The organism is Methylobacterium trifolii (genome assembly GCF_022179685.1).
GTDB classification, from domain to species: domain Bacteria; phylum Pseudomonadota; class Alphaproteobacteria; order Rhizobiales; family Beijerinckiaceae; genus Methylobacterium; species Methylobacterium trifolii.
Genome location: NZ_BPRB01000006.1, coordinates 1 through 12289, shown reverse-complemented (window position 1 = coordinate 12289; position 12289 = coordinate 1). Strand labels below are relative to the sequence as shown.

Below are 12289 nucleotides of genomic sequence, written 5' to 3'. Positions count from 1 at the left end.
CGATCAGGCGCTGCGGTAGAGCTTCGTCAGCACGAACTCACGGTGGCCGAGGGATTCGGCGGCCGTGAGCCGGCCGTTGGCCGTGCGGATCACCATGTCGATCAGCGCGTCGCCCGCCTGCGGGATCGTCATCTCGCGGGTCAGCACGCCGGACACGTCCACGTCGATGTGCTCGCCCATGGTGCGGACGGTGCGCGGGTTGCCGGAGATCTTGATCACCGGGACGATCGGGTTGCCGATGACGTTGCCCTGCCCCGTGGGGAAGGTGTGCACGACATAGCCCGCCGCCGCCATCAGGGTCACGCATTCGGCAGCGGCCGAGGAGGTGTCCATGTAGTAAAGGCCGGGCCCCTTGGCAGGCGCCTCGGCCGGCTGGAGCGCGTCGATGTAGCGCGAATCGTGCCCGATCTTCTCGAGGTTGCCGAGGGCCTTCTCCTCGATCGTGGTGAGGCCGCCCAAGATGTTGCCCTTGGTCGGCTGCGAGTCGGAGAGGTCGTCGGTCTTGTGGGCCTCGATCACGTCGTCCTGATAGGCCTTCCACATGGCGTACCACTTGTCGGCGATCTCAGGGGACGCCGCCCGCTCCCGGCAGAGGTGCTCCGCGCCCGTGATCTCCGAGGTCTCGCCGAAGACGCCGTAGATGCCCTGCGGGATCAGCTTGTCGTAGAGGTTGCCCACCGTGGGACACGAGGACAGGCCGGTGGTGGTGTCGGACTCGCCGCACTTGGTCGAGATCCAGAGGTCCGAGACCGGGCATTCCTCGCGCGGAAGCTCGGTGGCCCATTGCACGAAGCGCTTGGCCTGGTAGCTCGCCTTGGCGATGGTGGCGATGTCGCCGTGCCCTTCGATGCCGAAGCCGACCACGGGCTTGCCGGTCTTGGCGATGCCCTCCACGATCCGGTTGGTCCACTGGTCCTCGATGCCGATCACCACGACGGCGGCGACGTTCGGGTTCGAGCCGATGCCGATGAGGGTTCGGAAGAACACCTCCAGATCCTCACCGAACTGGAGCCGGCCGTAGGCGTGCGGCAGGGCCACCGTGCCCTTGACCACATTGGCGACGGCCTCGCAGGAGGCGTTCGAGAGGTCGTCGAGCGGCAGGAGGACGACGTGGTTGCGCACGCCGACGCGGCCGTTCTCGCGGCGCCAGCCCATGAAGGTGGCAGCCTTGGGATCGGCCGAGGGGCGCCCGGCGGGCAGCGCCTGGGTTGCGAACTGGTCGGGCGCTCCGCCGACGAACGGGGTGGCGATCTCGTGATCTAGCATGCTCGCGGTCTCCGACATGATCGCCTCACCAGCGCTTCGTCTTGAGGTTCTGGACGTGGACGTGCTCGCCGCGCGCCACGTCCCTGACGATCTTGCCGATGTCCTGGCCGTACTTGATCGCGGTGTCGCCAGCCTTCAGGTCGGTGAGCGCCACCTTGTGGCCGATCGGGATGTCGTGGAGGACGTGCACCGCGAAGGTCGAATCGTCCTCGGTGATGACGCCGAAGGCTTCGGTGTCGGCCGACAGGCCCTCGATCACCGCGACGGCGACGTTGTCCTGCGGGCTGTGGGCGAGAAGGTGCGGCTTCACCCGCCCCCCGCCCGCTGCGGCGTGGCTGCTCATTCCCGAACGTGCTCCCTGGTCGCGCGCCGCCGTCTCCGCGGCCGGCAGGTCTTATATAAGACATATTAGTTGAGCGGGTCAATGCACGATCGCGCGGCGCGGGCCGTCAGCTTCCGGGCTTTGCGTGGACGTTGGGGAAGAACAGGTCCCGCCAGTCGGTCGTGCCGCGGCGGATCACCTTGGTGCGGGCCATGAAGGCCACGTATCGGCCGATGGCCTGGGGCGTCGTGGTGAAGCTCACCTGGGGATCTTCGAGGATCTGCTCGATCAGACCGGTATCGCTTGCATCCCGGCTCAGGCGGACATAGGCCTGGGCTGCGGCCCTCTTGTCGGCGTTGATCGTGGCGATCGCCTCTTCGAGGGCCTCGGTGAAGGCCTCGTAGAGCTTCGGGTTGGCCGCTACGAAGGCGGACGACGCCCAGACCACGTTGAAGGTGGAGGGGCCGCCCAGCACGTCGAAGGTGTTGAGGATGGTGCGGATGCCGGGCTTGCGCAGTTCGAGTTCCTGGATCGGAGCCGCGGTGAAATGGGCCGTCACCTCCTGGCCGGCCAGCAGGGCCGCCATGCCGTCCGGGTGCGAGAGGGTCACGTTCAGCCGGTCGAGGTCGTTGCGGCGGGCCTCGCCGAGTTCCTTCTCCGCGGCCATCTGCAGGAACATCGCCTGGACGGAGACCTTCACCGCGGGCAGCGCGATCTTGTCCCGGTCGGTGAAGTCGGCGAGCGAGCGGATCTTCGGGTTGCTGGTGTTCATCAGGAGCGGCATCGAATTCATCGCCGCCACGCCCTTCACCGCCATGCCGGTGCCGTCCGTCTTCGACCAGAGCAGCACCAGGGGCGGCACGCCGCCGGCCGCGAACTGGATCGAGCCGGAGAGCAGCGCGTCGTTCATCGCCGCCCCGCCCGCCAGCGTCACGAAGCTGGCCTTGAGGTCGGAGAGCCCGCGGGCCGCCGCCTGCTTTTCCAGGAGGCGGCGCTCCTCCATGATCATCAGAGGCAGGTGGCCCAGGCTCGGCTGGCGCGCGATGCGGACCTCCGAGACCTCGGCGCGCGCCGTCCCGGCTCCGAGCAGCAGCGCGGCGCTGCCGGCGAGTAGGTCCCGTCTCAGCATGGTGTCCTCCCGAGGATATGGCCGCGGCGGTTCCTCCGCCTGCGGCCGGCAGCGTCAGCGGGGCGAAGGGCGGCGGATCACGGGCGCCGGCACGCCCTCGATCATCACGTTGATGCAGGCGGGCAGGCCGCTGGCCTGGGCGGCCTCCAGGGCGCCGGGGAGTGCGTCGGCCGAGGTGACGAGCGCCCCGAAGCCGCCGAGCGCCTCGGCGACCCGGTCGTAGCGGCTCGGCAGCAGGTCGCAGTGCCGGGCCCGCTCGGCCCCGTAGCTGCGGAGCTGGATCTGGTACTCGGCGTTCCAGCGGGCGTCGTTGCCGACGACGGCGATGATCGGCAGGTCGTAGCGCAGGGCAGTGTCGAACTCGGCCATGTGGAAGCCGAAGGTGCCGTCCCCCAGGATCGCGACCACGGGCGCGCCGGGGTTCAGGGCCTTGGCGGCGATGGCGAAGGGCAGCGAGGCGCCGATGGTGCCCGAGACGCCGTTGATGAGCCGGCGCTCGGCCCGGATCAGGGCCTGCGGCCATTGCCCGATCTCGCCCCCGTCGCAGACCAGGGTGGCGCCGGGGTGGCCTGCCAGGAAGCGATCGACCGCGCGGCAGAGTTCGATCGGGTGGACCCGGCCCTCCGGACCGCGGGCGGTCTCCCATTCGGGCGGCGCGTAGGCCAGCGCCTCCCGCACCTGCCCGCGCCAGGGCGTGCCGGCCGAGGCCAGCCGCTGCGTCAGCGCCGCGAGCATGGGCCGGGGATCGGCGATGCCGGAGGCCGCGAGCCGCCCCAGCGCGGCGCGGGCGATCAGGCCCGCATCCGGATCGACGATCACGAGGCGGCAATCCGGGGCGAGCGCGGGGGCGTCGCCGAACTTCAGGGTGAAGTCGAGGGGTTTGCCGACGAGCGCGACGAGGTCGGCCCGGGCGAGGACTTCGGCAAAGCTCCCCAGGCTCGGATCGTTGAGGCCGCGCGGGCTCTCCATTCCGATCACCGGGATGCCCGAGGCCCGCTCGCAGGCGGCCATGGCAGCCTGGCCCGGCCCGTCGCAGAGGGCGGGGCCGCACAGGATGAGGGGCCGCTCGGCCTCGCCGAGCCGGGCGACGAGGGCATCGACGAGGTCCGGCTCGGGCGCCCGGACGCGGATTCGGGCCGCGTCGGGAGCGGGCAGCAGGACCGTCCCGGCCGGGACCGCCTGTTCCAGAAGGTCCACCGGCAGGCTGAGATGCACCGGCCCCGGTCGGCCTTCGCGGGCGATGCGCATGGCAGCCGTTATGTCGGCGCCGAGCGTCGCCACGGAGGCCGCAGTCCAGGACGCCTTGGTCATCGGGCGCGCGATCTCGGCCTGCGCCATCTCCTGGAAGGCGCCGCGACCACGTTCGGCGAGGCCCGCATGACCCGAGAGCAGGAGGACCGGCGATTCCGCGGCCAGCGCCGTGAACAGGGCCGCCGCGCCGTTCGAATGCCCCTGGCCGCCCGTGACCAGGGCGACGCCGACCTCGCCCGTGAGGCGGCCCCAGGCATCGGCCATGTGGACGCAGGCCGCCTCCTGGCGCACGTGCACGATCGCGATCCCGGTCGCGAGCAGCGCGTCGAAGACCGGCATGACGTGGTTGCCGGACAGGGTGAAGAGCCGGGTGACGCCGAGGCGCTCCAGGCTCTTCGCCACGATGTCGGCGCCGCGCAAGCTGCTCATCCGGTCCTGCCTGTCGTTCGGGGAGACGCCGGCTCAGGCCGCCGCGTCGAGGAGGGAGCCGCCCGGCCGCACGCGGGTGAAGGCAACGGGCTCCATCGCGATCCCGAGGCCGTCGCCCGCCCGGCGCACCACCGTGTAGTGCGAGCTCGCGAGATCCGAGGTCTCGGGGAAGTCCTCGCGGAAATGCGCGCCGCGGCTGTCGGTGCGGGCGGCCGCCGCCGCGCAGATCGTCTGCGAGACGAGGACGAGGTTCTCCAGGTTCAGCCGGTCCATCCAGGTCAGGTCGTAGCGCCGGTCCCCGTCCGGCACGCCGGCACCGGCGACAGCCTCGGCCAAACCGTCGAGGGCGGCTGCCGCCCGCGCGAGGCCGGCGGCATCCCGCAGGATGCCGACATCGGCCCACATGGTCTCGTAGAGCGCCTCGCGGATGGCGTTGAGGTCGCCCGACGGCCGGCCGCGGGGGCCGTAGGCGCGGGCGAGGCCGGCCTCGATCGCGCTCCGGTCCGGCTCGGGGCGGGCGCCGCCGCGCGGGAATGCGCGTGCCATGGCGTCGCCCGCCAGCCCCCCGAAGACGGTGGAGTTGGCCACCCCGTTGCCGCCGAGCCGGTTCGCTCCGTGCACACCGCCCGTATCCTCGCCGGCCGCATACAGGCGCGGCAGGTCCGTGACGCAGCCGGGCCGGAAGGCGACGCCCCCCATCATGTAATGGGCCGTGGGGATCACCTCGACGCACCCGCCCGCGAGGTCGAAGCCGCAATCGGCGCAGCGCTCGACCATGCCCTTGAATTTCTTCGCCACCTCCGCCGGCCCGAGGTGGCTCATCTGGATGTGGATCCCACCGTTCGGGGTGGAGAACCCCTCGCGGATGCGGCGCATGATCGAGCGGCTGACCACGTCGCGGGTCGCCCGCTCGCCCCGCGGATCGTAGGCTTCCATGAAGCGCTCGCCCGTGGAATCGAGCAGCCAGCCGCCGGCCCCGCGCAGGCCCTCCTCCAGAACGGTCCCGGTCATCCGGGTGCCGGTGCCGGCGAGCAGCCCCGTGGGGTGGAACTGCACCATCTCCATGTCTCGTAAAGGGAGCCCGGCGCGCAGCGCCATGGCGAGCCCGTCGCAGGTCTTGTCGCCGGAGGGGGTGTGAAACTTGTACATGGTCGGGCCGCCGCCCGTGGCGAGCAGCACGGCGCCGGCCGAGACGTAGACGGGTGCACCGGTGCGCATGTCGAGCATCAGCACGCCGGCCAGACCCGAGCCGTCGGCGGCCGGGATCAGTTCGAGGGCGCGGTGGTCCTCCATCCGGCCCACGTCGCGGCGCCAGACCTGCTCGGACAGGCGGTTGATGATCTCGATGCCGGTGAGGTCGCCCTTGTGCACCGTCCGGTCGAAGGTCTGGCCGGCGAACGCCTTCTGGTGGACGCTGCCGTCCGGGTTGCGGTCGAAGAAGCAGCCGAGGTCCGTCTCCAGTTCGCGGATGCGGACCTGCGCCTCGGTCACCAGGGTCCAGGCGAGGTCCTGGTCGTTGAGCCACTTCCCGCCCTCGATCGTGTCCATGAAGTGGCGCTCGACCGAGTCTCCGGGCGCGAGCGCCACGTTGTAGCCGCCCTGGACCATGCGGGTGCAGCCGCACTTGCCGAGCAGGCCCTTGACCGCGACCGTGACGCGCAGGTCCGGCGCCGCCTTCCTGGCGTGTAGGGCGGCGAACAGCCCGGCGCCGCCGGAGCCGAGGATCAGGATGTCGGTCTCGACCGTGGCAAGCGCCGGCGTCATCGGGCGGCCCCGAGGCTGGCGATGACGGCGTCGCGCCGGCTCGCCACGTCCCGCTGCACGTCGGCGAAGAGCGAGCCGCCGTGCGAATCCATGCCGACGAGCAGCGGGCCGAAATCGCGGATCGCGAACTGCCACAGGCTCTCGGGGTGGAGGTCGTCCATGTCCACGTCCACGATGGTCTCGATCCAGGTGGTCTCCAGGGCGGCGGCCCCCCCGACGATGGCGAGATACGCCCCGCCCCGCTCGGCGAAGGCCTTCAGGGTCTCCGGCCCCATGCCGCCCTTGCCGACGATGAGGCGCACGCCCTCGCGGTCCATCAGGGCGTCCGTGAAGCGCTCCATCCGCATCGAGGTCGTGGTGCCGATGCAGAACGGGGCGTAGCCGACCGGGGCCGCCTCCGAGGGCTCGACGCGGTGGACGTTGGGGGCGGTGTGGATCACGGCGTGGCCTACGAGATCCAGCCGCGTGCGCCGGTCCCGGTCGAACATGTGGATCAGGGTGGCGTCGCGAATGCCGAACAGGGTCTTTCGCAACGTCACGGTGTCGCCGATCCGCAGGGCGCGGGCGTGCCCGGCGTCGATCGGCATGTCGAGGACGTGGTGGGCCATGGCGCGTCCCTCAATCGAAGCTGATGCCGCCGGGGGTCAGGGTCGCCCGTGCGCGGCGCGCCGAGTGGCACTGGATGTTCACGGCCACCGGGTTCTGCGTGATGTGGGTGGCCGCGATCTCGACATGCACCGCAAAGCTCGTGGAGCGCCCGCCCAGCCCCTGCGGACCGATGCCGAGTTCGTTGACCGCGCGGGACAACTCGGCCTCGATCCGCGCGCCGTCCTCGTCGGCGCAGGCCGAGCGCAACGGCCGGGTGGCGGCGATCTTGGCCAGGTGCATGCACAGGTCCGAGGTGCCGCCGATGCCGACGCCGACGATGGTCGGCGGGCAGACCCGGCCGCCGAGTTCGATCACCCGGTCGATCACGAAGCGCTTAACCGCGTTGATGCCGTCCGAGGGCAGCAGCATCTGCAGGAAGGAGCCGTTCTCCGAGCCCGACCCCTTCGGGATCATCTCGACCGAGACCGTCTCGTCGCGCGCGTCGAAGTCGACGTGGATGATCGGCACGCGGATGCCGCAGGAGGTCTGCTCGTTCTGCCGCGTGATCGGGTGGACCACGGAGGAGCGCAGGGAATGCTCCTTGGTGGCGCGCTCGCAGCCGCGCCGGATCGCGGCCTTGAGGCCGGCGCCGTCGAAGGCGACGTTGCGCCCGATCACCAGGTTGTAGATCGGGATGCCGGTGTCCTGGCAGAGGATGTTCTGCGTCCGCTCGGCCACCGCCACGTTCTCGACCATGGTGCCGAGGATGGCCCGGCCCGTGGCGCTGGTCTCGCGCGCCTGGAGGTCGGAGAAACCCGCCTTGATGTCGGGCGGCAGGATCTTGAGGGCGCGGACGTAGAGGTCGCGGCAGACGACTTCGAGTTCGTTGAGGTCGAGGTCCATGCCGGTCGTCCTTGGCTCTGGCCGGCGATGCCGGGCCGGATTGCGCGATACGCCTCAGGCCCCGCTCAGGAGGAACAGGAGGCCGAAGGCGAGGGAGCCGGCGACGCAACCCGAGACGACGATCGCCGTCCGCTCCCGGTAGGACAGCCACTCGATCACGAGGATGCGCAGGCCGAGCGCCATGTGCAGGGCCAGCGCGCTGACCAGTCCCCACTCGGCCACGTGCACCAACCCGTTGCGGGTGAGACCCAGAAAGCTCTCGAGCCGATCGGCGCCCTGGAGCGCGGTGCCGAGGGCGATGAAGTGCAGCGGCAGGAACAGGGCCAGCGCCACGCCGGAGAGGCGGTGGAGCAGGGCCGCCGCGAAGCCCGGACGCCGCTGCGCGGCGCGGATCACGCGACGTACACGGCAAGCGCCGCCCGCAATCCCAGGACCGCGATCACCGCCGACAGCGCGATCATCGCCACGTCGAGGGAGCGCCCGCGCCAGCCCGTCCACTCGCGCAGCACGCTGCGCAGGCCGATGGGCGCGTGGATCGCAGCGGCCAGCACGAAGACCGCGTAGAAGGCGAGGAAGCCCGCGTTGCCGTGGGTGCGCGCCAGGATCTCCCCCGCGGTGAGGCCGCCGCGAACGGCGTAGACGATGGTGGCCAGATGCACCGCCACGGTGAGCGCGAGGATCGCGGCCGTGCCCCGCTGGGCTAGGTAGAGGAGCGGGCTCATGCCTTCCTCCGGAACCGCCTCAGGGCCGCCCGCGCGGTCTCGCGCTTGAGGCCGGCGATGGCGAAGGTCGGCGCCAGCCCCTTCGGGCAATGCTCGGTGCAGCTCATGTGGCTGTGGCAGGCATGGCAGCCGGCATCCGTCGAGACCGCGGCGAGGCGCTCCGCCTGCCCCCGGTCGCGCACGTCGTTGACCAGTGTCCAGGCCCGGTTGAGGGCGGCGGGGCCGAGATAGTCCGGGTTCCAGGAGACCACGTCGCAGGCCGCGTAGCAGACGCCGCAATTGATGCACTCGATCCCGGCGTCGACCTCCTGACGCTCGGCGGAATCCGGCAGCACCGTCGCGAAGTCGTCGGCCGGGGTCTCGCCCGGCTCGAAATAGCCGTGGGCGTCGCGCCACTTGGTGAAGAAGGGCTCCATGTCGACCGTGAGGTCCTTGACCACCGGCAGGTTGCGCAGGGGCTCCAGGGTGAGGCTCTCACCCTCGGCGACCTGGGCGACACGGGTGCGGCAGGTCCAGCGCGGGCGCCCGTTCACGGTCATGCCGCAGGAGCCGCACATGCCGACCCGGCAGGCGAAGCGGTAGGACAGGGTCGGGTCCTGGTCCCGCTGGATCTCGGTGACCACGTCCAGCACCGTCTGGTTGGCGCGCCGGGGCACCGCGAAGGTCTGGAACCCCTGCGGGCCCTCACCGCGCCGGATGCGCACCGCCAGCATGCCTCGTGCATCCGTCCCGGCAGCGGGGGGCACCGGGACGGTCACGGCTCACTTCCCCCCGGTCGCGACGAGGTCGGGGAAGAACAGCTCGCCCTGGTCGGTGGCCTTGGCCGAGACGAGGCCGGCGCGGTTCATGTAGTCGAGATAGGCCAGCATGCGCTTGGGCGTCGTGGTCCACTCGTTCTGCGGCTCGCGGATGATCGCCTCGGCCTCCGCAGGGCTCAGCTTGGCACCCTCGGCCTTGATCCAGATCGCGGCGGCCCTGGCCGGGTCGTCGCGGATCAGCTTGAGGCTGTCCTCCAGGGCCGCGACGAAGGCGGCCACCACCTTGGGGTTGGCGCCGACGAACTTGCCGCTCGCCCAGACGAGGTTGAAGGTGTGGGGCCCGCCCAGCACGTCGTAGCTGTCGAGCACCTTGCGGGCGCGGGGGTCCTTCAGTTCCAGTTCCTGGAACGGCGGCGAGCCGAAATGGGCGGTGATCTCGGAGCGCCCGCTCAGCATTGCGGTCTGCGCGTCGGGGTGGCCCATCGAGACGGTCAGCGGATCGAGCCTGCCCTGCTCACCCTTCCCGAAGGCCTGCTCGGCGGCCATCTGCAGGGTGATCGCCTGGATCGAGCTCTTCACGGTGGGGAGCGCGATCTTGTCCTTGCCGGAGAAGTCCTTGATCGACTTCACCTCCGGGTTGACCGTCACCAGCCAGAGCGGCATCGCGTTCAGCGCGGCCACGCCCCTGACCTTGATGTTGCCCTGGGTGCGCCCCCAGATCGTCAGCATCGGCCCGACGCCGCCCGAAGCGAAGTCGAGGTTGCCCGAGAGCAGGGCCTCGTTCATCCCCGAGCCACCGGTGAAGCGCAGCCACTCGGTCTTGAGGTCGAGCCCCGCGGCCTTGGCGCGCTTCTCGAGGAGTTGCTCCTCCTCCATCAGCGTCAGGGGCAGGTAGGAGATGCCGAACTGCTTGGCCAGCCGCACGGTGGCGACCTCCGCCCGTGCTGTCGCGACGGCGGCCAGCATCAGCGCGGCCGCGCCCAACAGGCGGATCGAGCCCTTCACGGTCATGCGTTCCTCATCCTCGGCATCCGGACGCGTCGCCGCGGCGCGCTCCTCGTTCGATACCGTCCCGGAGGATACGCCGTGGTCATCGGGTGTCAATGGTCCTCTATCATATACATGACTTGCCGGGACGCGGGTCTGCCCGCCGCGGGCAGGCAGGCGCCTCAGGCCTGCATGCCCCAGCGCCGGACGGTGTTGCGCTCGATGGTCTGGAAGATCAGGTTCTCGACCACGAGGCCGATCAGGATCACGGTGAGCAGCCCCGCGAACACGTTCGGGATGTCGAGCATGTTCTTGTTCTCGAAGATGAACCAGCCGAGGCCGCCCGAGCCCGAACTGACGCCGAAGACCAGTTCGGCCGCGATCAATGTGCGCCAGGCGAAGGCCCAGCCGACCTTGAGCCCGGTCAGGATGCTGGGGAAGGCCGCCGGGATCAGGATCTTGCCGATGAGGCCGGCCCCGCTCAGCCCGTAGTTCCGGCCGACCATGCGCAGGGTCCGGCTCACCGAGAGGAAGCCGGAATGGGTGTTGAGGGCGATCGCCCAGGTCACGGAATGGACCAGCACGAAGATCAGGCTGCCGTTGCCGAGGCCGAACCAGATCAGCGCCAGCGGCAGCAGGGCGATGGCCGGCAGCGGGTTGAGCATCGAGGTCATGGTCTCGAGGAAGTCGGTGCCGATCCGCGAGGCGATGGCGATCCCTGTGAGCAGGGTGGCGAGCAGGATGCCGAGGCCGTAGCCGATCAGTAGCACCTTCACCGAGCCCCAGGCCCGCAAGGGCAGCGTCCCGTCCGCGACCCCGCGCCCGAAGGCGGCCAGCGTCGCGCCGAAGGTCGGGAACAGCAGGTCGTTGTCGAGGTAGCGCCCGTAGCACTCCCAGATCAGGGCGAGGACGACCAGGATCGCGAGCTTTCGCAACCAAGCCTGATTGTAGAGCCGCTCCGGGAACGAGAGCGGCTTCTCGACGATGGCGCCGCCGAGGACGCGGGCGTCGTCGCGGACGAATTCGGGGCGGGCGGGCATGGCGGGCGGTGGCACGAAGGCGTTCATGGCGCCGTGCGGGACGGCACGGGCCCGCACGGCGCAGGCCGGCCCGGACGCCGAGGATTGCGGATCGCCAGCATGGGCTCAGACATTCTCGGCCTCCTCGATCGCCTCGGAGAACAGCATCTGCTGGATGCGGGCCTCCAGTTCCATCGCCTCCGCGGGGGAGCCGACGCTGTTCAACTCCGCCTTGACTTCGCCGGGATGGGGCGAGAGCAGCAGGATGCGCGAGCCGATCTTGATCGCCTCCGGGATCGAGTGGGTGACGAACAGGACGGTGAAGCGCGTGCCCTCCCAGAGGGTCAGGAGTTCGTCCTGCATGCGGCGGCGCGTCAGGGCGTCGAGGGCCGCGAAGGGCTCGTCCATCAAGAGGATGTCGGGCTCCATCGCCATGCCGCGGGCGATCGCCACGCGCTGCTTCATCCCGCCCGAGAGCATGTGCGGATAGCTGTCGGAAAAGCCCGTGAGGTTGACCTTGTCGATGTAGTGCATCGCCCGTTCCTCGGCGGCGCGGCCGGTGAGGCGACGGGAGGCTTCGAGGGCGAAGATCACGTTCTGCTTCACGGTCTTCCAGGGCAGGAGCTGGTCGAACTCCTGGAACACCATCATCCGGTCCGGGCCTGGATCGGTGACGACGCGGCCCTTGAGGCGGATCTCGCCCTCGGTCGGGGCCATGTAGCCGCCCACCGCCTTGAGCAGGGTGGACTTGCCGCAGCCGGAGGGGCCGAGCAGGACGAAGCGGTCGCTGGGCCAGACCTTGAAATCGACCCTGTAGGTCGCGGTGACGAGATGCTCCGGCGTCTTGTATTGGAGCGTGACGCCGTCGACCTCCAGAAGAGGCTTGTCGAAGCCCATCCGTCTCTCCCTGCCGCCGTGGCTTCTGCCCGGTCGTCACGCCGTGCCGGCGTTCTTTGTCGCCTGGGTCCGGCACGGACGTCGTATCCGACGACGCGAAGGCAGCCCAGGCAATCCTGGATCCATAGCGATGCGGGACGATCCTGTAAAGCAATTTCATATCTTTTATAAGACAGGCTTTTATTCCTTTCAGGCGCCATCCATTCGATCGCTCCGCGATGCGGATTTCGGCTTCGCTCGGGCGCCGCGCGGGC

14 protein-coding genes are annotated in these 12289 nt (G+C 70.2%); 1 reads left to right on the top strand and 13 read right to left on the bottom strand.

Annotated elements, in window-relative coordinates; all coding sequences use genetic code 11:
- Window positions 1–3 precede the first annotated feature (3 nt).
- From COGEMETH_RS00540 to COGEMETH_RS00480, 13 genes are all read right to left on the bottom strand, one after another.
- The gene (locus COGEMETH_RS00540; protein ID WP_373875282.1) at window positions 4–1266 is read right to left on the bottom strand and encodes a UxaA family hydrolase; all 1263 of its coding nucleotides are present in this window, start codon (window positions 1264–1266) and stop codon (window positions 4–6) included.
- Between the two features lie 25 nt (window positions 1267–1291).
- A complete protein-coding gene (locus COGEMETH_RS00535; RefSeq protein WP_238180669.1) occupies window positions 1292–1609 on the bottom strand; it encodes a UxaA family hydrolase in 318 nt (105 codons plus the stop codon).
- 106 nt (window positions 1610–1715) lie between these two features.
- Window positions 1716–2717 (bottom strand): ABC transporter substrate-binding protein, encoded by a 1002-nt coding sequence (locus COGEMETH_RS00530; protein ID WP_238180668.1) that lies wholly within the window; start codon window positions 2715–2717, stop codon window positions 1716–1718.
- 54 nt (window positions 2718–2771) lie between these two features.
- Window positions 2772–4397: a thiamine pyrophosphate-binding protein gene (locus tag COGEMETH_RS00525; RefSeq protein ID WP_238180667.1), complete on the bottom strand. Its 1626-nt coding sequence runs from the start codon at window positions 4395–4397 to the stop codon at window positions 2772–2774.
- A gap of 33 nt (window positions 4398–4430) precedes the next feature.
- Entirely contained in the window at window positions 4431–6161 is a 1731-nt protein-coding gene (locus tag COGEMETH_RS00520; protein WP_238180666.1) for an L-aspartate oxidase, read from the bottom strand.
- On the bottom strand, window positions 6158–6769 hold the full coding sequence (locus tag COGEMETH_RS00515) for a fumarate hydratase C-terminal domain-containing protein (RefSeq protein WP_238180665.1): 612 nt from the start codon (window positions 6767–6769) through the stop codon (window positions 6158–6160). Before COGEMETH_RS00515 ends, COGEMETH_RS00520 begins: the two co-directional genes overlap by 4 nt.
- Window positions 6770–6779: 10 nt before the next feature.
- Window positions 6780–7652 carry a fumarate hydratase gene (locus tag COGEMETH_RS00510; protein ID WP_238180664.1) on the bottom strand — a complete coding sequence of 291 codons (873 nt, stop codon included), beginning with the start codon at window positions 7650–7652 and terminating at the stop codon, window positions 6780–6782.
- Between the two features lie 54 nt (window positions 7653–7706).
- Window positions 7707–8048, bottom strand: a complete 342-nt coding sequence (locus COGEMETH_RS00505; protein ID WP_238180663.1) for a succinate dehydrogenase, cytochrome b556 subunit — start codon at window positions 8046–8048, stop codon at window positions 7707–7709.
- Complete coding sequence (locus tag COGEMETH_RS00500) at window positions 8045–8374, bottom strand: succinate dehydrogenase (RefSeq protein WP_238180662.1); 330 nt, start codon at window positions 8372–8374, stop codon at window positions 8045–8047. The genes COGEMETH_RS00505 and COGEMETH_RS00500 overlap by 4 nt, the downstream gene beginning before the upstream one ends.
- Complete coding sequence (locus tag COGEMETH_RS00495) at window positions 8371–9132, bottom strand: succinate dehydrogenase/fumarate reductase iron-sulfur subunit (RefSeq protein ID WP_238180661.1); 762 nt, start codon at window positions 9130–9132, stop codon at window positions 8371–8373. Before COGEMETH_RS00495 ends, COGEMETH_RS00500 begins: the two co-directional genes overlap by 4 nt.
- Window positions 9133–9135: 3 nt before the next feature.
- Complete coding sequence (locus tag COGEMETH_RS00490) at window positions 9136–10143, bottom strand: ABC transporter substrate-binding protein (RefSeq protein ID WP_238180660.1); 1008 nt, start codon at window positions 10141–10143, stop codon at window positions 9136–9138.
- A 158-nt stretch (window positions 10144–10301) separates the two neighbouring features.
- On the bottom strand, window positions 10302–11159 hold the full coding sequence (locus tag COGEMETH_RS00485; RefSeq protein WP_238180682.1) for an ABC transporter permease: 858 nt from the start codon (window positions 11157–11159) through the stop codon (window positions 10302–10304).
- Between the two features lie 105 nt (window positions 11160–11264).
- Window positions 11265–12035, bottom strand: coding sequence for an ABC transporter ATP-binding protein (locus COGEMETH_RS00480; protein WP_238180659.1), 771 nt, complete (start codon window positions 12033–12035; stop codon window positions 11265–11267).
- Here COGEMETH_RS00480 and COGEMETH_RS00475 point away from each other — a divergent pair.
- Window positions 12022–12289, top strand: a 268-nt coding sequence (locus COGEMETH_RS00475; protein ID WP_238180658.1) for a hypothetical protein, incomplete at its 3' end; no start/stop codon positions are given. The genes COGEMETH_RS00480 and COGEMETH_RS00475 overlap by 14 nt on opposite strands.

Excerpts from the sequence above, each read along its gene's own strand:
- COGEMETH_RS00540 (WP_373875282.1), bottom strand. The coding sequence starts at position 1,266 with ATGCTAGATCACGAGATCGCCACCCCGTTCGTCGGCGGAGCGCCCGAC.
- COGEMETH_RS00535 (WP_238180669.1), bottom strand. The coding sequence starts at position 1,609 with ATGAGCAGCCACGCCGCAGCGGGCGGGGGGCGGGTGAAGCCGCACCTT.
- COGEMETH_RS00530 (WP_238180668.1), bottom strand. The coding sequence starts at position 2,717 with ATGCTGAGACGGGACCTACTCGCCGGCAGCGCCGCGCTGCTGCTCGGA.
- COGEMETH_RS00525 (WP_238180667.1), bottom strand. The coding sequence starts at position 4,397 with ATGAGCAGCTTGCGCGGCGCCGACATCGTGGCGAAGAGCCTGGAGCGC.
- COGEMETH_RS00520 (WP_238180666.1), bottom strand. The coding sequence starts at position 6,161 with ATGACGCCGGCGCTTGCCACGGTCGAGACCGACATCCTGATCCTCGGC.
- COGEMETH_RS00515 (WP_238180665.1), bottom strand. The coding sequence starts at position 6,769 with ATGGCCCACCACGTCCTCGACATGCCGATCGACGCCGGGCACGCCCGC.
- COGEMETH_RS00510 (WP_238180664.1), bottom strand. The coding sequence starts at position 7,652 with ATGGACCTCGACCTCAACGAACTCGAAGTCGTCTGCCGCGACCTCTAC.
- COGEMETH_RS00500 (WP_238180662.1), bottom strand. The coding sequence starts at position 8,374 with ATGAGCCCGCTCCTCTACCTAGCCCAGCGGGGCACGGCCGCGATCCTC.
- COGEMETH_RS00490 (WP_238180660.1), bottom strand. The coding sequence starts at position 10,143 with ATGACCGTGAAGGGCTCGATCCGCCTGTTGGGCGCGGCCGCGCTGATG.
- COGEMETH_RS00485 (WP_238180682.1), bottom strand. The coding sequence starts at position 11,159 with ATGCCCGCCCGCCCCGAATTCGTCCGCGACGACGCCCGCGTCCTCGGC.
- COGEMETH_RS00480 (WP_238180659.1), bottom strand. The coding sequence starts at position 12,035 with ATGGGCTTCGACAAGCCTCTTCTGGAGGTCGACGGCGTCACGCTCCAA.